The 19,998-nt window shown below is 40.6% G+C and carries 19 protein-coding genes and 1 other annotated feature; of the genes, 3 read left to right on the top strand and 16 right to left on the bottom strand.

All coding sequences use genetic code 11. The features are described 5' to 3' along the window. Positions 1–2: 2 nt before the first annotated feature. The 16 genes from AC5FEC_RS00680 to trpX form a co-directional block, all read right to left on the bottom strand. Positions 3–2,366, bottom strand: coding sequence for a VirB4-like conjugal transfer ATPase, CD1110 family (locus AC5FEC_RS00680; RefSeq protein ID WP_493660958.1), 2,364 nt, complete (start codon positions 2,364–2,366; stop codon positions 3–5). Beyond that, positions 2,308–2,682, bottom strand: a complete 375-nt coding sequence (locus AC5FEC_RS00675; protein ID WP_493660957.1) for a hypothetical protein — start codon at positions 2,680–2,682, stop codon at positions 2,308–2,310. The genes AC5FEC_RS00680 and AC5FEC_RS00675 overlap by 59 nt, the downstream gene beginning before the upstream one ends. Positions 2,683–2,733: 51 nt before the next feature. Further along, positions 2,734–3,483, bottom strand: coding sequence for a conjugal transfer protein TrbL (locus AC5FEC_RS00670; RefSeq protein ID WP_493660956.1), 750 nt, complete (start codon positions 3,481–3,483; stop codon positions 2,734–2,736). Between the two features lie 9 nt (positions 3,484–3,492). Next, entirely contained in the window at positions 3,493–3,720 is a 228-nt protein-coding gene (locus AC5FEC_RS00665; protein WP_493660955.1) for a hypothetical protein, read from the bottom strand. A gap of 93 nt (positions 3,721–3,813) precedes the next feature. Next, entirely contained in the window at positions 3,814–4,230 is a 417-nt protein-coding gene (locus AC5FEC_RS00660) for a hypothetical protein (protein ID WP_493660954.1), read from the bottom strand. A 71-nt stretch (positions 4,231–4,301) separates the two neighbouring features. Then, positions 4,302–7,979, bottom strand: coding sequence for an SspB-related isopeptide-forming adhesin (locus tag AC5FEC_RS00655; RefSeq protein ID WP_493660953.1), 3,678 nt, complete (start codon positions 7,977–7,979; stop codon positions 4,302–4,304). A gap of 257 nt (positions 7,980–8,236) precedes the next feature. After that, positions 8,237–10,840 (bottom strand): SEC10/PgrA surface exclusion domain-containing protein, encoded by a 2,604-nt coding sequence (locus tag AC5FEC_RS00650; protein WP_493660952.1) that lies wholly within the window; start codon positions 10,838–10,840, stop codon positions 8,237–8,239. Between the two features lie 20 nt (positions 10,841–10,860). Beyond that, complete coding sequence (locus AC5FEC_RS00645; protein WP_493660951.1) at positions 10,861–11,001, bottom strand: hypothetical protein; 141 nt, start codon at positions 10,999–11,001, stop codon at positions 10,861–10,863. 92 nt (positions 11,002–11,093) lie between these two features. Further along, on the bottom strand, positions 11,094–11,411 hold the full coding sequence (locus AC5FEC_RS00640; RefSeq protein ID WP_493660950.1) for a hypothetical protein: 318 nt from the start codon (positions 11,409–11,411) through the stop codon (positions 11,094–11,096). A 441-nt stretch (positions 11,412–11,852) separates the two neighbouring features. Then, a complete protein-coding gene (locus tag AC5FEC_RS00635) occupies positions 11,853–12,119 on the bottom strand; it encodes a thiopurine S-methyltransferase (protein ID WP_493660949.1) in 267 nt (88 codons plus the stop codon). Positions 12,120–12,138: 19 nt separating this feature from the next. After that, positions 12,139–13,365, bottom strand: a complete 1,227-nt coding sequence (locus AC5FEC_RS00630; protein WP_493660948.1) for a replication initiator protein A — start codon at positions 13,363–13,365, stop codon at positions 12,139–12,141. Beyond that, the gene (locus AC5FEC_RS00625; protein WP_061910149.1) at positions 13,365–13,547 is read right to left on the bottom strand and encodes a hypothetical protein; all 183 of its coding nucleotides are present in this window, start codon (positions 13,545–13,547) and stop codon (positions 13,365–13,367) included. Before AC5FEC_RS00625 ends, AC5FEC_RS00630 begins: the two co-directional genes overlap by 1 nt. A 32-nt stretch (positions 13,548–13,579) precedes the next feature. Continuing rightward, positions 13,580–14,251 (bottom strand): DUF2786 domain-containing protein, encoded by a 672-nt coding sequence (locus AC5FEC_RS00620; protein ID WP_493660947.1) that lies wholly within the window; start codon positions 14,249–14,251, stop codon positions 13,580–13,582. Between the two features lies 1 nt (position 14,252). Continuing rightward, positions 14,253–14,714: a hypothetical protein gene (locus AC5FEC_RS00615; RefSeq protein WP_493660946.1), complete on the bottom strand. Its 462-nt coding sequence runs from the start codon at positions 14,712–14,714 to the stop codon at positions 14,253–14,255. Between the two features lie 38 nt (positions 14,715–14,752). After that, positions 14,753–14,905: a hypothetical protein gene (locus AC5FEC_RS00610; protein ID WP_493660978.1), complete on the bottom strand. Its 153-nt coding sequence runs from the start codon at positions 14,903–14,905 to the stop codon at positions 14,753–14,755. 235 nt (positions 14,906–15,140) lie between these two features. Beyond that, positions 15,141–16,148 carry a tryptophan ABC transporter substrate-binding protein gene (trpX, locus tag AC5FEC_RS00605; RefSeq protein WP_493660945.1) on the bottom strand — a complete coding sequence of 336 codons (1,008 nt, stop codon included), beginning with the start codon at positions 16,146–16,148 and terminating at the stop codon, positions 15,141–15,143. Positions 16,149–16,274: 126 nt separating this feature from the next. Next, positions 16,275–16,512, bottom strand: a binding site (T-box leader). A 172-nt stretch (positions 16,513–16,684) separates the two neighbouring features. On the opposite strand from trpX, the gene fbpA reads away from it, so the two are divergent. From fbpA to AC5FEC_RS00590, 3 genes are all read left to right on the top strand, one after another. Beyond that, complete coding sequence (gene fbpA, locus AC5FEC_RS00600) at positions 16,685–18,334, top strand: Rqc2 family fibronectin-binding protein FbpA (protein WP_493660944.1); 1,650 nt, start codon at positions 16,685–16,687, stop codon at positions 18,332–18,334. 317 nt (positions 18,335–18,651) lie between these two features. Beyond that, positions 18,652–19,494 (top strand): DUF368 domain-containing protein, encoded by an 843-nt coding sequence (locus tag AC5FEC_RS00595; protein ID WP_037616803.1) that lies wholly within the window; start codon positions 18,652–18,654, stop codon positions 19,492–19,494. Continuing rightward, positions 19,494–19,970, top strand: a complete 477-nt coding sequence (locus AC5FEC_RS00590) for an aminoacyl-tRNA deacylase (protein ID WP_493660943.1) — start codon at positions 19,494–19,496, stop codon at positions 19,968–19,970. Before AC5FEC_RS00595 ends, AC5FEC_RS00590 begins: the two co-directional genes overlap by 1 nt. The last annotated feature ends 28 nt before the right edge of the window (positions 19,971–19,998 follow it).

Genomic DNA, 19,998 nt, shown 5'->3' with positions numbered 1-19,998 from the left:
TCCTAAGCGTCCGTTGCGACTAAATCATAGAGCTTGCTATGCTTAGGAATTGGGTTTTCAAACGGTACTACAATCGGCCCGGCCACAATTAACCCCGTTCCTTTAGCTTTAGGGCGAGCCAAATAGCGAATTTGCTTATCTGTCAGATTGACAATTTCTTTCAAGACCGCCAAATCTTGTGGCTTTTGCTTAAGCAAAATCATGAACTCGCTGTTGGACAGTAGCTTACGTCCTTCTTCAACAGCGGCTAGCGTTTCCACGTTCTGAGTAATGCCAGTTGGAATCGCACCGTATTTCCGAATCCGTGAATACAATGTAGTAAAGAAATCTGCTTGTGCCTTGTTTTTAAATAGGATTTGCATTTCATCAAAGTAAACCCAAGTGGTACGTTTCCCTTGATTTTCTACAATCTGATTCCAAATGTAATCCTGAATAACCATCAATGCGAACGGTTTTAGTTTATGTGACAATTTCTTCAGGTTAAAGATAACAAAGCGATGATTGAGATCCACGTTAGTATGATGAGCAAAAATGTCTTGAGAACCAGTTGTATAGGTTTCTACTGCAAGAGCTAGATCCTGAGCTTCTTCCTCCGTCTGCTCCTTCAAGACCTGGTGCCACTCTTTTAACGTTGGCGTATAATCATCAGTCAAATAGCGCTCATAGGTCAAGCCAGTTACCCGGTCAATAATCCCAATCTGGGCATCTGTCACCTCAGATAGAATGGATTCAAACAAGCCCATCAGCAAGTTCGCTTTGTCCCCGATTGGATCATCATCTTCCTCAGCCAGCCGATCCAGATCTGGCAGATCCAACAGATTGATATGCGTTTTGGAACCGACTGCTATATCAACCATCTGAGCGCCGAAAGCTCGGCCAATATCCGAGTATTCATCTTCTGGGTCTACGATAATTACCCGATCCTCTGGATATTTTAACAAAGTTGGAATGACTTCTCCCCCCTTGATTGTAGTGGATTTACCAGATCCAGAAGAACCTAATACAACACCAGAACCTGTATTCAGATCCCGTTTCCGATCCAATGTTATGATATTATTGGACAACTGATTTTGCCCATAATAACGGGCTAGAGGACTATCAGATTTCAAGTCTACGTTAGTAAAGGGTACCTGCGTCGCTATGTTAGCGGTTGTCATCTTCCTCATGAAGTTTTTCTTCACGTTCAGGAAGCACTCCCCAATAGGCAAAATCGTATTCAAAGCCTCTTCCTGGTAATAATAGAGATCTTCAAACTCCACACCAAGTTTCCGGCCAGCTCGTTTGATTTTCTGTTCGTTACGTTCCAGCTCTTCTAGGCTATCCGCCTTGAAGTAGACTGCAATCAAGCCAGAGAAGATTTTCTGATCATATTCAGTAATCTCATCTCGCCACTTCTTAGTAGCTTCTGAGATTTCTTGGTCACGACCTGCAACCACCGCATCATCAAAGATACCGGATTGAGCAGCTTTCCGCTTAGAGCGAAGTTTCCCGATTTCTGCATCTGTTTCCGCATCATCAATCTTCCCTAAGATTTCTACATTTTCATACGGCTCTGCATGGATCGTAATAGCCAGCTCCAGCCCAAGTGTTGTCAAATCCCGAATGAGACGATCAGACATCCAGTTAGGATAGCGGCGTGCATAGAGCACCTTGCACCATCGACCATCGATCACCATCCGTTTTTCCTGAAATTCAATTCTATGCGGAGCGATAAAAGACTTGGTAGATAAACCTGATAGAGCAATTTCTTTGTAGTCAAAATTGACATACGGATTATCTCGTAATAGTTCAGAAAAGACTTTCAGTCTATCTAAGCCCCCCATCTCCCTAAATGTAATATCTGCTTCCTGGAACTGAGTAGCTAGGGAAACCCCAATATCCTGCAAGAGAAGCTGAGCTTGCTTACGGTCATCAGCATTCGTTGAAATGGTCACATACTTATGCACCTCAAAATTATTTGCGTGCGTCGTAAACCGTTCCTTAATCATCTCGTTCAGCTCTTCACGATAATCGTCAAATCCATCGTTCGTTTCTTCAAACAAGATATTCTGTAAGGAATTGTCAGACACTCGGCGATTAATGACTAAGAGCTGATAGTTACTGCCTTCATCCAGAGAATTAAGAGCATCCATCGTTGTATCGATGATTCCCTCTTTTTCATCTTGTTGAGCTGTCGAGTAAGAGGCATCTCCCAGCTTAAAGCTGCGAGAATACTTCTCACGGGCAATGTGCATCAGTCCGTCTTCATGCAGCGTAGTATAATTGAGCGTATTTTGCGTGGTCGGTTTCATTTGACGGCGCAAGCGTTCAATTTTTTTCTTTTCCGCGATTTCTAGTTTTTCTCTTTTGCTTTTGAATAAACTCATCTTTTGTATAACTTCCTACCTTTCCAAAGTTAGTTTCGTAGTTTCGAGTCTGAATTCGGAAAAAGAAATTGATTTTTTCTTTAATCCGCATCCGCTTGGTCATTCCCATACCGTACATTGCCCCAGGAACCACAAATAGAGCATCCCAAAGATAAATGTACCAATCAGGTAAACCAAGAAAATATATAGCAACTGTTCCTGCGACAGCTATTACTAAACACAAATAGAAGACCATCATTCTAGCGGTTAGACCGAATAGAATTGGTCTATCTTCTGTTTCAAATTCTCTTAAAAATTCTGAGCCAATTTTTTTCAACTATTTTCCTTTCCATCAAAAAAGTCATACCATTTACATACCCAACATATCCTACACGCCTAAAAGCTGTTTGGCTTTTCGACTACTTCCGACAATCGCAAAAATATATATAACCCCTTTGGCAATTGATGAGAAGGCAGTCCCCCAACTTCCGCTAGCTCCTGAAGCAACTTTTAACATATCTGTAGTAACTAAACTATTATATACAACAGATACTACAATTAGAACAACTCCAATAAAGGCAGAAGCCGCAAAATATTTCAGGAAGTTAATCGTAACAGAGCGTAAAGAATCCATCATAAAGAACGCTACTAATAATGGTGCCAAGGCTTTGAGCATATATAAATCTAAATACCGCAAAAAGATGATAATTCCAAGCGTAATATTGGCAATAAATTCAGTTAAACCACCAACTAGCCCAAAAATCATTTTTTCAAACCAGCCTTTGACAGCTCCTTGTGCATATTGATATTTATCAAGTTGTGAGGGCACTACATGAGCAATCACCTTTACTACAATATTAAGCAACTCCAGAATGGCATCACATATCTGCGATGAGGCTGCAATCAAGATTAAAGCAAATAGATACTTCATCAAGGCTTCTAACCAAATCTTTTGAGTCAGAGCACCGCCTCTTGTCTTTACCATTTGTGACCAAGATGCCATTTCAAACCAGAAAAAAAGACCTAAAAGGATATACCCAATAGGTCGGACAGCATCAGCCATCAAAGTTACAGCTTGGTTAGTACCAGAACTGTAATTGGCAAGAGAACTAGTTAGCTCTCCGATGTTTAAATTCATAGGCCACTCCTAAAATTTTAACTGAGACAAGGTTGCAACAATTGCGGCCGCAATCCCTACAGAAATAACGGCCAAGAATGTACCATTCGTCATAGAATCAGCGCCATCATCTTGACGTTGCTTGTCTTTATTCTTTCTCCCTTGAATGTAGTCAACTGAACCATTCCAGATCCAAATAAGACCTGTAATTGTTCCGACTACGCCTAGACCAGTAATAATTTTTGTAATAATTTCCATTTTTATTTTACCTCATGTATTTTCTATTTTTCAAAACAAAAAGCACTGTAGAAATTCTACAGCGCTTAACACAATTCTTTTCTATTTTTAAAGTTAATCAAATTCCTCACGATAAATCGTTCGAAGAGTCGCTACAAGAAGAGCCAGAATAATCATAATTGGAACTTCGATACCTGGATAAGGTAAGAAATTAGTTCCACCTGCAGGAATTGGAAATTCACGAACTGCACCATTAATCCAAGCACGTTGAACAAAGCCCATAACATGAATTCCATACCACCGGAAAATATCATCTCCTACTGAAGGACTGACCCAGTGTAAGACATCAATCAAGAGCCAGAAAGGTAAAAGCAGAGTTAATCCAACGCAGCATTTACCTACTATCCAAAGAACAATAACCCCAAAGACTGATTTTATGAAATTTATACACCACAGTACGATATATAAAGGAGCCGTAAATATTCTAATGATGGCTACCCATAACCAAGAAAAATCACTCCCAAATTTCATAATGCTTCTCCTTCACGATTTACCGTTATTATACCATAAAAATAGATTAATTTAAAGGAGCTTAAAGCTTTCTAAGCCTCTTTTTTCTTACGTTTGCCATAGACTAAGCCAGCAGCACCAGCCATTGCCAAACCAGCCAGCAGCAATTCTGCAGAAGCGTGTTCCCCTGTTGCTGGCAAGCTCCGTTCTGTCGTAACAATTGGTTGTTGAGGACGACCTTCAGGAGTTTTTGGTTCCGGTTTTGGTTCTGGATTTGGTTTTGGAACCTGGTTAATGACTGTTGGCGTTTCATACAGCTGACCAAAATCAATCTGATAAGCTGTATTCTGATACTCGCCACCTTTTTCCGCAAACTCTTTCTTGATCTTCATTGGAACTCGTAAGGTAATGACCTTTCCAGTCTTAACATAAGATTCAAAGAAAGCTTCCGGATCATCTGCGCTAAAGACTTGAATGGCACCCTTCGGAGATTTGTTCTTAGCTTTAAATGCTTTTTGAACCTCTTCTGGGGCTTCTGCCAGGCTAGAGTAGATCTTAGAAGAAAGTCCTTTAACTTCTTTTCCGTCTTCATCCAGCATCTGAATTCCTGACTGATCAATGTCCAGTGCTTCTTCTGGGAAGTCATCCACCCCAAAGAAACCTTTTTTGATAAAGGACTTATCCGGCTCAATTCCCTTATATTTAGAATAGTCCAGCTTCACTTCATAGTAGTTAACGGTGTCTGGAGTCAAGGTCTTGCCATTGATCACCGTACCAGCCTTATCCTTATTAACCTTGTCTGGTTTTGGAATAGAAACATGGTTCTTCACGATATTCGAGTAGTAACCATTTCCGAACTGGATCTGATGCACCTGGTTTTTGTACTCACCTGTAAATCCAGCCTTGTTTTTCATAGGAGTATGGAAGTAAAGATCCATCCCTTTCTGGATATAGGCCTGATAGAATTCAGATGGCTTCTCAGCCACCCACATATAGAAAGCTCCTGTTGGAGAAATCCCAGAATCTTCTACCATCTTCTTCAGTGAACCAGTCAAAGAATCTTTCGAAAGCACATGGTACATCTTGAGTCCATTGACTTCCTTGCCTTCTGCATCCCGAACTTTGAATTGGCTTTCCAGAGGATTTACCGCCTCGTCCGGATAATCCTCAATGAAGCCAAAGCCACGTTGAATCGCTTCCTTAGCTGATTGATCTCCCTTGTATGGAAGGTTAGTCATTTTAGAGACATAGTGATTGGTCGCTTCAGGAGCCATAGCCTTTCCATCTACGATTTTACCTTCGGCATTATAATTATGCTTTTCAGGTTGAATTGCGGTACGGTTTGGATCCTTAGGAGTATTTGGCTTAGTCGGATCTGGATTCTTTTTCCCTGGAGTTGAGATTTTCACGATATTACTCTTGCGAGTATAACCGCCCTTATCCTTGCCGCCATTTACTACCAGCTCAAAGCCGTTTACATAGTCAGCCGCATCATTTTGCGGCCTTCCCCAGTAAACGAATGGAGCAATCTTATAAGCCTTGCTTAGATCCCCATTAACCGCCTTCAGCAAAGTTTCTGTTGCTTTAAGGGTGAGTTTATTGTTTTGATCAAAAGCAATCTCCCAATTTGGATTGTCCTTCTTGATCAGATCGACTTCAGGTTTAAAGCCACTTGGAGTTGGATCAACTGCCATTAGACTAGTCGTCTTAGGGCGACCAGCAGGAAGAGCTTCTACGTTAAGAATCCATTTATTCAGACTATTTTTAGCCACATATTTCCCATCAACATCCACACCATCCGCATTCTGGACAGATTTTTTAATCTGTGGCTGTGCGGAAAGCTTATAGTCGTTGTAATGTACCGTTGGCGGCTGTGGCTTTCCTGGAACCTTTTCTTCCGGTTTAGGTTGTGGCTTAGGAGGCAAAGCTACCGACTGCAAACTCAACTCAGAAGGTTTTAAAGTTTCCGGAGTAAATGGTTTAAGAGGTTTAACCTTATTTGGGCTCGGAGGAGTAACAGATGTACTCTTAAAATCAGTATTAAAAGCAAACCACTGCGAAACAATTCCACTTTCTTGACCATTAGTTTCAACACCGAAACTAAATTTAATTCGTTTATCTGTCGAAACAATACCAGCTCCTTTGTAAGCATACGGACTATCTTCACGATCCCACGGCTTATCCAAACCTAAAGAATCCAGATCTTCCAAATTGGCTTTAGAATAAACCAAATCACCATAGCGATTCACCTTAGATCCGTTAATTGGAATGAACTTGTCATCAGAAGAAATACGAGCATATTCAACGTGTGATGTTCCTTCACCATAAGAATTCATAGAAGCAACTGAATAAAGGAATGGTTTCCCTTTTACTGGAAGAATTTCCTTTCCATCTTCCCCAAAATATCGAACCTCTACGTCAAGCTCATAACCTTCCTTACCTGCCAGCGTTCCGGCAAGAATTGTCGATGTAGGATTTCCCTCGAAATTCAGATTGATCTTTCCATATTGGCTATTAGCCTTTTTAGCCGTATATTGGAATTCGGCGGCTACAATTTTTTTACCATCATAAGAAGCATCCAATCCCTCATATCGAGCAACTGCTGTCTGCCCTACAGCAAGACGGCCCAAGATACTGCCGCTGGTTGCTGAAGTCGCTTCTTTGGCATCATTAGTAACCAAATTATCCCAATTAGTACCAATCACATTAAAGACATTACCGCCTTTTGCATCAACCTGTTCCCAGTATTTCTTCTGAGAAACAAACTCTGCCCCTTTAACACTCACAAGTTTAGCATTCTTCGTGTTTTCACGGCCAAAAATCAAGAATTTTTTGATTACTTCAGTAGCGTAGCCATCCTTTACCTTATTTTTCTCAGCTTCAGCTAATTCCTTTTCATAGCGTTTCTGATCATCTATGATTTTTTTATTTTCGGTTTCAATCACTTTGTTTTCCGCATCCACTTTGTCTTTTGCTTTCTGGTTGCGTTCGGCAAGATCTTGAGCATTCTTCTTCACCTTAGAAGCATGGTCCAAAATAGCTTGTTGATTGGATTTTTGGACAGAAAGCACGGTCTGCTTGTACTGATCATAAGAGGCCTTGGAATTTGGATCTACCGTAATGTTTTTCGTTGTTTCGGTGATTTTATCATCTGGGAATTCCTTCTTCACCGCTTCCTTGCTCTTCTTTAACTCTTCCTGAGTCTTTTCAGCTGCATCATTCGCTTGCTCATAGGCAGCCTGAAGTGCTTGGTTCTCAGCTCTGATTACCTTATTATTAGCAATAGCTGTATCAGCTACCTGTTTTTGTTCCTTTTTTTGACTCACATAGTCAGAAGTCGTTTGATCAATCTGCTTCTTCTGCTCGTTTTGAGCTGCTGCAATTTCAGATTGAGCTTGCTGCGTCGCTTCAAGATTCGTTGTTACTCCTTTATCCACTGTGGCATCTTTTACCACGTTGACACCTTCTGCTTGAGCTTTAGCTACTGCCTCCTCAAGAGTTTCTGTGTTGTTAGACAAGGAAACAGAACCTTCTGCTTGATTTGCCTGCTGGATAGCAGCTTGATTTTCAGCTGTTGGCGCAGGCTGTGAGTCTTTCAAGTTAGAAGCGGTATTGGCAACGGCTACCGATGTTGCATCTGTCACCTCATCTGCCTGCGCAATCTGAGCAGTTCCCATCAGGGCAGCTAAGCCAAGAATCACACCACAGGTTCCCCAACGTTTTGTTTTTCTGATAGACCCGTAGGCCTTTGTATCAAGATTTGATTTCATGATTTCTCCTTTAGTTTTTAATATAGTATTCTTATTTATTTTCGATATAATTCGAAGGGGCTCTCGCCCTAAAATGTACAATTTTCATTTCTTCCTCTTTCCAATTAAAAATTTCAATCGCTTTTCCATCTTTATCTGATCCTGATATTTATCTGCTTTAACAAACACACCATCAGACTTTTTCAACAAATTCTTTAAAAACAATCTGACACCTCCAATTAAAAAGCCACCAAGAAATCTTGATGACTTTAGCCGAATTAATTTACCTCAGATTTTCGTTTGATTCGCAAGAAACTCAAAAGAGAAATGGTTATTACTCCAAACAGCCCGAGGCTTGAAAGTTCTTCACCTGTTTTAGGCAAGCCAGTTGATCTGGACACAGCAGGAGCTTGATAAACCGGATTAGTAACTTTCGCTGTCTGATTATTGGCTTGTTTTTGCACATACTTCACAATCTTGCCGTTTTGAACTACTGGAACCGGATTTCCTCCAGCCTGCTCAATACTTGCTTTTTGAGCGGCTAACTTTTCTTGGTGCTCAGCTTCTTTTTGCGCTGCTAAATAAGCACGATAAGCAGATACCAACTCTTTGTGAGCTGCAACTACTTTGCTTTGAACTGCTTTTGCAGTTTCTAGTTTGGCTTGTGCTACTTCAAGCACTGATTTCTTTTCATTCAGTACTTCTTGAGCACTCGCAAGGGCTGTTTTTGCCTTTTCTAAAATTTCAGGTGCATTTTGCAAGATTTCTACCCGTTCTTTTGATGCTTTCAACTCCTTTTGAGCTTTTTCGAGTGCTTTTTGATGATTGGTAACGACTTCTTTCGTTCTAACAAGTTCAGCTTGTTTCGTTGCTAATATCGTTTTTTCAGCCATTAGAGCTTCATTCAATGTTTTCCGTTCAGCTTGTTTTTCGACCAACTTTTCTTTTGCTGACTCAAGTACTTTCCGTTTAGTCTGAACATCCGCATTCAGTTGAGCCAACGCTGCTTGAGCATTCTTATTTTCTGAGTCAGCTTTTGCCAGTTCTACTTCTGCCTGAGCTAATTTTGCTTCCGCTTCAGGTGTTTTTAAGGCTGTGTTTTGAATAGCAGCACGCTGAGCCACTGCTTTTTCAGCGGTAAATTTTGCCTCTTCATAGGCTAACTGAGCTTGTGCCTTTTTAGATTGTGTTGCCTCATTAGCACCCTTTGCAGCAGTAAAGCTTGTCTGCGCTTGTGCTAGAGACTTTTGAGCAGCTTTAATTTGATCCTCGATGCTAGCCACGTTGTTCTTCGTGTCAATCTTAACATCCTGATGCAGACGATTTTTCAGCAAATCAATAGTTTTGGCATCTGTACCCACATAGTGCATAGCTACTAACCCACGATCCAACTTCCGAGTTGACACACCGATATACTGCAACATGACCGACTCCCGATCCAGTCCTGAAAAGTTTAGTGCATGACCCCAATCAGCATGCTTATCGTAAAACATCATCATAACCAGATTATTGTAAGCTTGTTGTTTCAGATCAGCTAGTGTCACTACATCACTCGGACTTTGATACCCAATATTCTCCGAGAGCAAACCTTGGTTCCCTTGAACCAGTCCGACTTCTTTAGCGGCAGTATTTAAAGCATCCTGATCATGTCCGTATTGATTAGTGGACAGCTGAGTCGCTTTCTGAGCGACTTTTTGCATATCTCGATTCACCAGAACTGGAATATCATCCGTCCCCATCAACCGGCGGAAATCATTGATCAATTGTGCATTAAATGCAGCCAATGCTTCTTGAATCTCAGATGATAAATTATTGACATCGGGAATCATCACCTTCTTATCAGCTTCGCTTGGTTTAAATGGAGAAGCTGGATTGCTATAATAAGTCTTACCGCCATCCGGCGAACTAAATCCAGCAGCAATCATGCCTTTCTTAGCAATTTCTTGCAGTTTGTTTGAGTTTTCTTCTGTGGGATTGTTGAAGTAGGCTTTTAAAGCTTCAGCATATCCAGCAGGATAGGTGATAGAGCTGGTTTTCAAACTATCCAGCAGACTTTGAGTCTTGGATAGCTTCTCTTTAGCAACTTGATACTGAGCTTCGGTTTGATCCGCCTGTGCCGTTGCTTGAGCTAATGCCTGTTCTTTCGTCAGCTTATCTGCTTCTGTAGCTCTTACCTCGCTTTCCGCCTCTTTCAATTCGGAATCACGTCGAGCATCAGCTTGTTTGGCAGCCGTTAATTCTGTTTGAGCCTGTGAAACTGCCTCTTTGCTGGCTTTTAAGTTGTTTTTGGCAGTTTCAGCTTTGGCAACAACGTCTGCAACTCCTGTTCCGTCAAGAATAGCCTGCTTTTCAGCTACGACCTGCTCTGCAGCTGTCACTTCTCCCTCTTTGTCAGCCAGCTTGCTTGTAGCTTCGGTAACTTTCGCTTCCTGATCAGTCACACTTTTTTCAGCTTGCTTTTGTGTAGCTTCCGCAGTTTTCAAATCATCTTGAGCTTGCTTCTCAGCACCCTCTTTTGCGGATACACTAGCTTTTGCCTGCTGGATATTTTCAGGAGTAGCTTCCTTAACAGCTTCCTCTGCCTGAGTAACCGCTACTGTAGTGTCCTTGACTGCATTTTCGGCAACAGTCACCTCTGTTTGAGCTGCGTTTGTGATTTCCACTTGGGATTTAACAGCTGACTCCGCCTTATCAACTTGGTCTTGTGAAATAGCCACATCAGCTGCTGTTATTACTTCTTGATTAGTTCCCTGCTGTTCGCTACCCAAAATTGGCTCTAAAGGTTTCACCTCTTCCGCAAGAACTTGATTAGTTGCACCAACAGCTCCTGTTAAAATAGCACTAGCTAACACAACTTTCTTAACTTCATTCATGATTTCCATTTTGTTCTCCTTTTTGATAATTACTTAAAATATTGCTTATGTGAATAGTCTTCTAGTTCTCGTGAAATATCACCGGACACTCGCATCAATGCAAAAGTCACATAGACCAGAATAACCGATACTAGAAGAATGACTGAAAATATTAGTTGGATAATACTCATTTTTTCCCCTTTTCATAACTTCACCTATCTGCTTTCAGCAACAAAGAAAGATTTCCTTGCTCCCTAAAACAGATAGATGAGGACTCTATCTGTTAAGTTTTAACGATAGGTCGATGATAGCCTTTACCAGTTAGCTGCAAGATTGTCTTATTTCCCTGTTTGATTCGTCTAGCAACTAAAAGATCCCCACGTTTGATTGTCCGGATTTCATTATAAATTTTTGAGTATTCCGCAACCATCTCAACCGATTGAAGTTTTCCTGCCACATAACCTTTTTTAGGAATTAAACCATGCTTACTGGTTAACTTAACTTCTTCACCACTTACGAGGCGTGCAGTTGCATCGCCTTGCAAACCTAGTCGTCTTAAGTCAGTGAGTGTGACCTCACTAGTTGATTTTATTTGATTCATCTTGTCCTCCTTTATTTGAATCAAAGGCTGATTTACAGCCATGCCGAGTTGATGCCGTAGCATCTCTACTGTGTTTTTTACGCACGATTTATAGTTTAGGAATCGCAAACTCTTTCGTCTTACGGGACAAGTCAACCGTGACTTTTCATGATGCAGTCAGCACTAGATATACTTTCTAGTTACACACCGCCCCTATTCTTCTTTTTATGCTTAGACTGCGCTAATCGGGACAGTGGGTGTATTCAATTTTCAAAGAACATAAGCAGTTTAACGACTTACTCAGGTCAAGTATTTTAGAAATATGGAGCTATCCTAATTCCAGTCTTCACCTACTAAAGAATCGTAATCTTCTCCACAACACGGACAGAATCCGCACTCCTCAGCAGAATCGAACTCTGTATCACACATTGGACAATCTACTAGCATGGTAATCTCCTATCCTTATTTTGTCCGGTAGGTTATCTTCTTCACCCATCTAGGATTGATAGAAAACGGCGGAGTCGCTGATGTAAAATTCATACTTGCTCCTGTTCCAAATGAACTAGCTACCAGTTCTTGTAGTTTTTCCAGGTTGAAAGTGATGAAAATACTGTCAACCGTTTTATCAAAATACTCTACAAGCATTTCAATATCTTGAACTGGTTGGGAAGGTGTAGCCTTCTCAGCTTGTACTCTGTTAATTCTCTCTTGGTTATTAAACAATCCCATAAAGTCGACTCTCTTTCTTTTAACAGGTTATTGTGTCCTTAGACAACTCAGCTAAAAATTGATTTAGTTTTATCTCTGAAAGCTTATCTGGATAATAGTATGCAATCAGACTAGGACACTTATCAGGAAATTTTCTAGCGTACTCACTTTGTCCAGATACCTCTAAGAAGCCCTGTTCTTTTTCTATGAGTAGAACCATTTTCCAAAAACGAATCATCATTTTATAAAAGTATGCTGGGACATTCTGGATTGGTTTTCCTTCAGTCTCTCCTGTTTTGATTTTGAAAATCAATTTATCAAGCTCACGTTCAAGATCCTGCAGCCAAATTTCTCCATAAATTTTCTGATCAGCTAAGAGGTTGTTGTAATCATTCTCAACTTGGCGTTTCGATTGATAGATTTTATTTTCAAGAATTTTTGCATCTCTTCCAAACAAACTGAGTTTCTCAATTAGTTGAGTAGAAAGAAAACCATGTTGCCCATTTTTAAATGCTTCAGAGATTGATAAATCAGATAAAGATGACTCGCCTTCGTATCGATTAGTATCGTATAAATTATCTGTCTTACTCTTCTCTATATTTATTCTGTTTAAATTCTGACCGTCCGGACGGTCAGAACCTATCCGTCCACTTTCTAAATTTGGACGGTCAATTTTTAGTTGTCCATTCATATCATCATTTTGAAGACTTGTTTCTGCCTTGAAAATTACATTGCCTAAATGGTCCGATGTCATAATATGACGAAAATTAAATTCATATACTATTTTTACTTTACCTTTAACTTTTCGTTCTTTTTTCTTTCTTAAAGCCTCGTATTTTTCGTGAACTTCGCGACTGGCCTCAACATTTTGTAGATAAATTCGATTTGGCTTATTAGATCCCTGCTTAACTTCTCTTAACAATCCATTTTCTGCTAACTCCTTCTTGATTTTCTGTACCGTAGCCTTTGATTTGTCCAGTAAATCCATTAAGTCTTCGACCGTATAAACCAGAAAAACTGAACCATTCTCATCCACATAATCAATTTTTCCTTCTTGATACGAGCGAATACTCAACATGCAACGATTATAAAGAGCACCATATGCTATTTTTGCATCATTAGACATTCTTGCATAACTGCTAGTATGTTTCGTTTTAAATCGCAATCCTCCTTTTTTATCGTAAATTTTTTCAACTCTAGTAAAGAAAATCTGAGGAATTTGATAAAAATTTTGGGTAGTTAATTGATCTACATGTATATCCGCCATTAGAATCCTCCCACAACTTGTAACCTCAGACCACCAGCTTCAGGAAAATAGACAAGATGAGTTTGTTCTAACTCTTCAATAGCTGCAATAGCACGGCTTCTAGTCCATCCCATTGTATTCATCAAATCAAAAATCATTATGTCTCTAGTCAATCTTGAGGCATTGGTTTGGTGTTGTTTCATATGTAATCCTTTCTTTATGAGGGGAAGCTGCTTTATAATTGGAGTAATTCTTCCGATAGTAACCTTGTTTCTTTTGCGTCTTCAAGACCAACAATATAGGCCTCGCAATCAACATTAACTTTGACGTTAATAGTTCTACTTTTTAAATTTCCCATTCGACGACGTTGCTCTTCCAAGACTTCTGCTGGAACCTGCACCATCAGGGAGAATTCCTCCGATGATTGAGATTGCTCTTTGAAACGTTGGTCAAGACCTTCTAAAAATCCAAGCAGATAAGACTTTTTATAATTTGTCCAATGGGCTTTAGGAATGGTAGGAAGAAGCCGTTTTAATCTATACTTTAAATATAAGATTGCCCCTTCATACACTTTACTGCAAAGTTCGGCATCAGAATGATAACCGAAGAATTTAATCCGAGTGATCCCCTCTTTTCTTTTCCGCTCCCTAATCGTTCGACACCTGAAATTTGCCCCTAAAATAGCGGCTAATTTCTCTTGCCACCAAGGAAGCCTATATTCCCATGTGCCCAATGTCTCGCCTATATTATTTTGAGGTTTAGCAGTTGCAAGGTCGCTCATGGATAGATTATGCTTAACCATTAGCCTTTGAGCCATAAGAAGAGCAGTCTGTCCTTCTTCGTCATTTGGCGCATCATAAACTAATTCAAGAAGGTTCTGTATCTTAAAAATAACCTTGTTATTCATATCAATCCTCACTTCTATACTTTCTAGGCAGGCAGCTAGCGTAATGTTCTGATTCATTCACCGCTGCATTGTGAAAAATCATGTTATTAGCAATAATTTCCTGCCATTTAGGAATTTCATCACGATAAATACGGTCAAGTCCATAAAATTCTCTTACAATGAATCGAACTGCTCCAATGTGGTCTCCCAAACCAACTACACACAATACATCATGTTCCATATCATAGACCCAGTGACTTTTTGAATTTGTCAAGGTTTCCCAAGCGAATTCTCTATCTCTCTCAAGAAAGTCATAACCTGGTCTATAGTAAACCTTCGTCTGATAAGGTTCATCATTAAAACCATAAAAACAATGACTACACAGTGTCTTATTTCTATCCATCCACCAGCAAGCGCCACAAACATCATCAAGGCATGGCGTAATCCAATTACAACAACACCTCCTACAAATACCGGTTTCCATGCTTTATTCCTTCCTACACATATCCCATCAATTCAGGATTAAACTCTATCAAGGTTATCGTAAGGAGATACGTGCTCATCAGAATTTCCTTCAGGGATACAATCAATTACATCTCCAGTCTTATCGAGATCTATAACATCAAAAATTTCTAACGAATCAATATTCATAATAATTTCAATATTATCTGACACATATACCTCTCAAAAACACAAAAAAGCTGTTGACTACTCAACAACTTTTTATTTTTTATGTACCTCAAAACTCTAGACACTTACTCTTCTGTAGGTATGTATCTGGATTTCTGAGATCAAAAATTACAGAACCTTTCACAGAAATAAATAATTTAATTTGCTCTAAGGTTTCGAGCATCGAATAAACTATTAAAACAAGAAGCCCTATCTAAATTAGATAAAGCTTCTTTGAGTCTTATTCAATAACTTGGCCAGCATCTTTCAGAACATCTTCTGGTACAGTAATGCCAAGTTCTTTGGCATTTTTGGTATTGATAACAGATTTACCTGTATCGAAAATATCCACTGCAGTGTCAGCAGGTTTGGCACCTTTAAGGACTTTAGCAGCCATTTTCCCTGTCGCAACACCTAGGTCATACTGGTCTACAACGACAGATGCAAGGCCACCTTCTTCTACCATGGCTGTCGCACTTGGATAAATCGGTTTCTTAGCTTCTTTATTGCTGGACACAACTGTCGCAAAAGCTGACGCAATAGTATTGTCGATTGGAATCCAGATAGCATCAACCTTGCCAGTCATGACATTCATGGTTGAAGCAATTTCATTGGTTGAAGGAACAGAATATTCTTCTACCGTGTAGCCCGCCTCTTCAGCCAATTTTTTGAACTCTTCCACCTGAGTTTTAGAGTTGTCTTCACTGCTAGAGTAGAGCACACCGATAGTCTTAACGTCTGGAGTCAGTTTTTTAATCAGCTCTAGCTGTTGCTTGGCTGGATTGTGGTCAGAGACACCAGTGATATTGCCACCTGGCTTATCCAGATTTTTCACTAGATTTGCTCCGACTGGATCAGTTATAGCTCCCATGACGATTGGCTTATCCTTAGTAGCCGCAGCCAGCCCTTGCGCAGACGGAGTCGCAATACCAATCAGCACATCGTTGTCATTGGCCACTAGCTGCTTGCTCATGGTAGAGACCTTACTCTGATCGCCCTCAGCATTCATAAAGTCAATCTTAACCTTGTCTCCCTTATAGCCTTCCTCGGCCAAACCATCCTGAATCCCCTTGTAAATCAAATCCAGCGAAGGATGACTGACATACTGTAGCACGCCGACCTTGACCGTTTGACTCTCACCACCAGTATTAGAAGTGTTATTTTTGCTGTTCAAGCTGGAATAGACCATCCCACCGATTGCCAAAACGGCCAGAAGGCCTAAAATAGTCATTAAACGTTTATTTTTCATGCTCTTTCTCCATTTCTCTCTTTTATATTTTTTCTATTCAATCCCTAGGGACGCCATCGTTTAAACATGGGCAATTCTCCTTATTTTTTATAATAAGCAACAAAAAAACCTCACACAGATATTCTGTGTGAGGGCGTAAATCGCGGTGCCACCTCAATTATGGAAAAATAGCTAGTATTCCCCCATATCTCTGTCTTGTCATCAAACAAGCTGCACTGTAAGGTGTGCGCACCGAATTTTTATTGTTTCAAATTCATTTTTATCAATTAGCCCAATTTCATAAAGATTTGCTGCTTGTTTCCACCAACCACAAGCTCGCTAAAAACAAATTCATCTACTACTTTTCTAATTTCCTATATTGTAAATTTTTCCTGAAAGGATGTCAAGACTTTTTTTGAAATCTTTTATAAAATGTTCGGATTTTGGTTATGTTGATAATCATTGACAAAAAATAAATTTCTTTTTGATGAGACTTTAGAAGCTTTTACCTTGGTTTTTTGTTATAATTTTCTGTAGCAACTTTCAAGGAGAAAAACATGTCTTTCGACGGATTCTTTTTACACCACATGACAGAGGAGCTCCGCCGCGAATTGCTGGGTGGCCGCATTCAGAAGATTAATCAGCCCTTTGAACAGGAGCTGGTTTTACAGATTCGCAGCAACCGCCAAAGCCACAAACTGCTCCTATCAGCCCACTCAGTCTTTGGGCGCGTCCAGCTAACAGAGACTACTTTTGAAAATCCAGCTGTTCCCAATACCTTTATCATGGTTATGCGCAAATACCTGCAAGGCGCTGTCATTGAAGCGATTCAGCAAGTTGAGAATGACCGAATTTTGGAAATCAGTGTCTCCAATAAGAACGAAATCGGCGATAGCGTGGCTGTGACTCTGGTCATCGAAATCATGGGCAAGCACAGCAATATCATTCTCTTGGATAAGGCTAGCGGTAAGATTATTGAAGCCATCAAACATATCGGATTTTCCCAAAATAGCTATCGAACTATCCTGCCGGGCTCAACTTATGTCGCACCGCCTCAGACGGGCAGTCTTAATCCTTTCACCATCGGTGATGAAAAGCTCTTCCAAATCCTACAGACAGAGGACTTAGAGCCCAAACGCCTGCAGCAAATGTTTCAGGGATTGGGTCGGGATACGGCTACTGAACTCAGTGGCCGTTTGACAGCTGACAAGCTCAAAACTTTCCGAGCCTTCTTTGCCAGTCCGACTCAGCCAAGCCTGACCGAAAAATCCTTCTCTGCTCTGCTATTTTCCGACAGCAAGACCCAAATGTCCACGTTATCCGAGCTTTTAGACACTTTCTATAAGGACAAGGCGGAGCGCGATCGGGTCAACCAGCAGGCCAGCGAGCTCATCCGCCGAGTAGAAAATGAGTTGGAAAAGAACCGCAAAAAGCTAGGCAAGCAAGAGGAAGAGCTTCTAGCAACGGAGAATGCAGAAGAATTCCGTCAAAAAGGTGAACTCTTGACCACCTTTCTCCATCAGGTGCCCAACGACCAGGACCAGGTGGAGTTGGACAATTACTACACAGGTGAGAAGATTATCATCTCGCTTGACAAGGCCCTAACCCCCAATCAAAATGCCCAGCGCTATTTTAAACGCTACCAGAAGCTCAAGGAAGCTGTCAAACACCTGACCAGCTTAATTGAGGAGACACGGACTACGATTCTCTACCTAGAGAGCGTGGAAACAGCCCTTGCTCAGGCCAGCCTGACTGAAATCGCGGAAATTCGGGAGGAGCTAATCCAGACTGGCTTTATCCGCCGACGCCAAAGAGAAAAAATCCAGAAAAGGCAGAAACCAGAGAAATATTTGGCAACTGACGGTCAAACCATTATCCTGGTTGGCCGCAACAACCTGCAAAATGACGAGCTGACTTTTAAGATAGCCAAGAAGGACGAGCTTTGGTTCCACGCCAAGGATATTCCAGGTAGCCATGTGGTCATCACAGGCAATCTTCAGCCCAGCGATGAAGTCAAGACGGATGCTGCCGAGCTAGCAGCCTACTTCTCCAAAGCCAGACTCTCAAATCTGGTTCAAGTAGATATGATTGAGACTAGAAAACTCAACAAACCAACCGGTGGCAAACCCGGATTTGTCACCTATACGGGCCAGAAAACCCTGCGCGTCACACCAGATGAAGAGAAGATTAGGAGTATGAAAATCTAAGAGATGAGTTGAAAGGCAACAAACCCCAAAAATTAAAAAATTTCAACTCCCCTATTTCAATATTTATCAGTTTAAGCAGAAAAATTCTAACAAATCCAACAACGGTATCATCATTGAAACAAGTCAGGTGACTCGCGTCTTACAGGGCTCAACTATGAAACTGCTGAAGCTGAAATTTTTCCTAACCTCTCAAACTATTTTTTCTGTATGGTAGAATATTTCATACGTTTGTCGTGATTTTCTCCTACTTTTTTCAGAAAATACTCTATTTTATGGTATAATAGCCTAATGAAAAAGTAAAAAAGGGAGAGTTTCACATGGTTTCTTGGATTACAAGAATATTAAAAGGAATGATTATTGCACTTGGCTTTATCTTACCTGGTGTTTCAGGTGGTGTTTTAGCTGCTATTTTAGGGATTTATGAGCGGATGATTCGCTTTTTAGCCCACATCAAAGAAAATTTTGTTGAGAATGTTCTCTACTTCACTCCTGTAGCTATTGGGATGGTTTTAGGGATTGCAGCTTTCTCCTATCCAGTCAATCTCTTACTGGATAATTACAAGGTTATCGTTCTCTGGGGCTTTGCTGGAGCTATTATCGGAACAATTCCTAGTCTGATAAAAGAGTCCGTCAAAGAATCCGAGCGCGATCGGGCTGATATTATCACTTTCTGGCTCAGTTTTATTCTCTCAGGTATCTTCCTATATTCTCTGAATGGAATGGTGGGGACACTTCCAGCTAATTTCCTGTCTTTCGTTTTGGCTGGCGCTCTAATCGCCTTAGGAGTTCTGGTTCCCGGTCTCAGCCCATCAAATCTTCTGCTGATTTTAGGGCTCTACTCACCCATGTTAACAGGCTTCAAGCATTTGGATATATTTGGTACCTTCCTGCCAATCGGCATCGGTGGCGCTCTAGCTCTGATTCTCTTTTCAAAAGCTATGGACTATATCTTGAAAAATTATCATTCTCGAGTCTACCACTTTATCATCGGAATCGTTTTGTCCAGCACCCTACTAATTGTCATTCCACAAGCAGGAAATAGCGAGAGCATTAGCTATGCTGGCGTATCTGTTTTCACTTTGGTTCTCGCTGCCTTTTTCTTTGGATTAGGAATTTGGTTAGGAATCTGGATGTCCCAGTTAGAAGAGAAATATAAATAATGGCTAAAAAAACGAAACTAAAAAAAACATTGGTCGAGCAAATCTTAAATAAAGCAAAAATCAATCACCTAGGCTTGCAAATTAATGCTTTAGATGATAGCCTGACCGAGGAATTTGACCGCTCGCAAATTTATAAAACACTGGCTTTAAACGGAGATAAAACAGGAACAGTCATCGGCATCCTGCCCATCACCGAACATCTTTCGGAAAAGAAATTAGCAAAAATTTCAGGAAATAAAAAAGTCAGTATGATTCCGCAGAAAGATTTAGAAAAAACGACTGGTTACATTCACGGTGCCAATAATCCTGTCGGAATTCGCCAAAAACATCCCTTCCCAATTTTCATTGATCAAACAGCTCTGAGTCGCGAAAGTATTATTGTTTCTGCTGGTGAGGTCGGACGCAGCATCCAGATCAAGGCCCAAGATTTAGCAGATTTTGTTCAGGCAACTTTTGCAGATTTAAAAGAAGATTAATCCCATACTTTTTAATTTGCTGAATTGG

It is taken from the genome of Streptococcus sp. STC1396 (assembly GCF_058933875.1).
The sequence above is the reverse complement of the archived record's forward strand: the minus strand, read 5'-3'. Positions and strand labels throughout refer to the sequence as shown.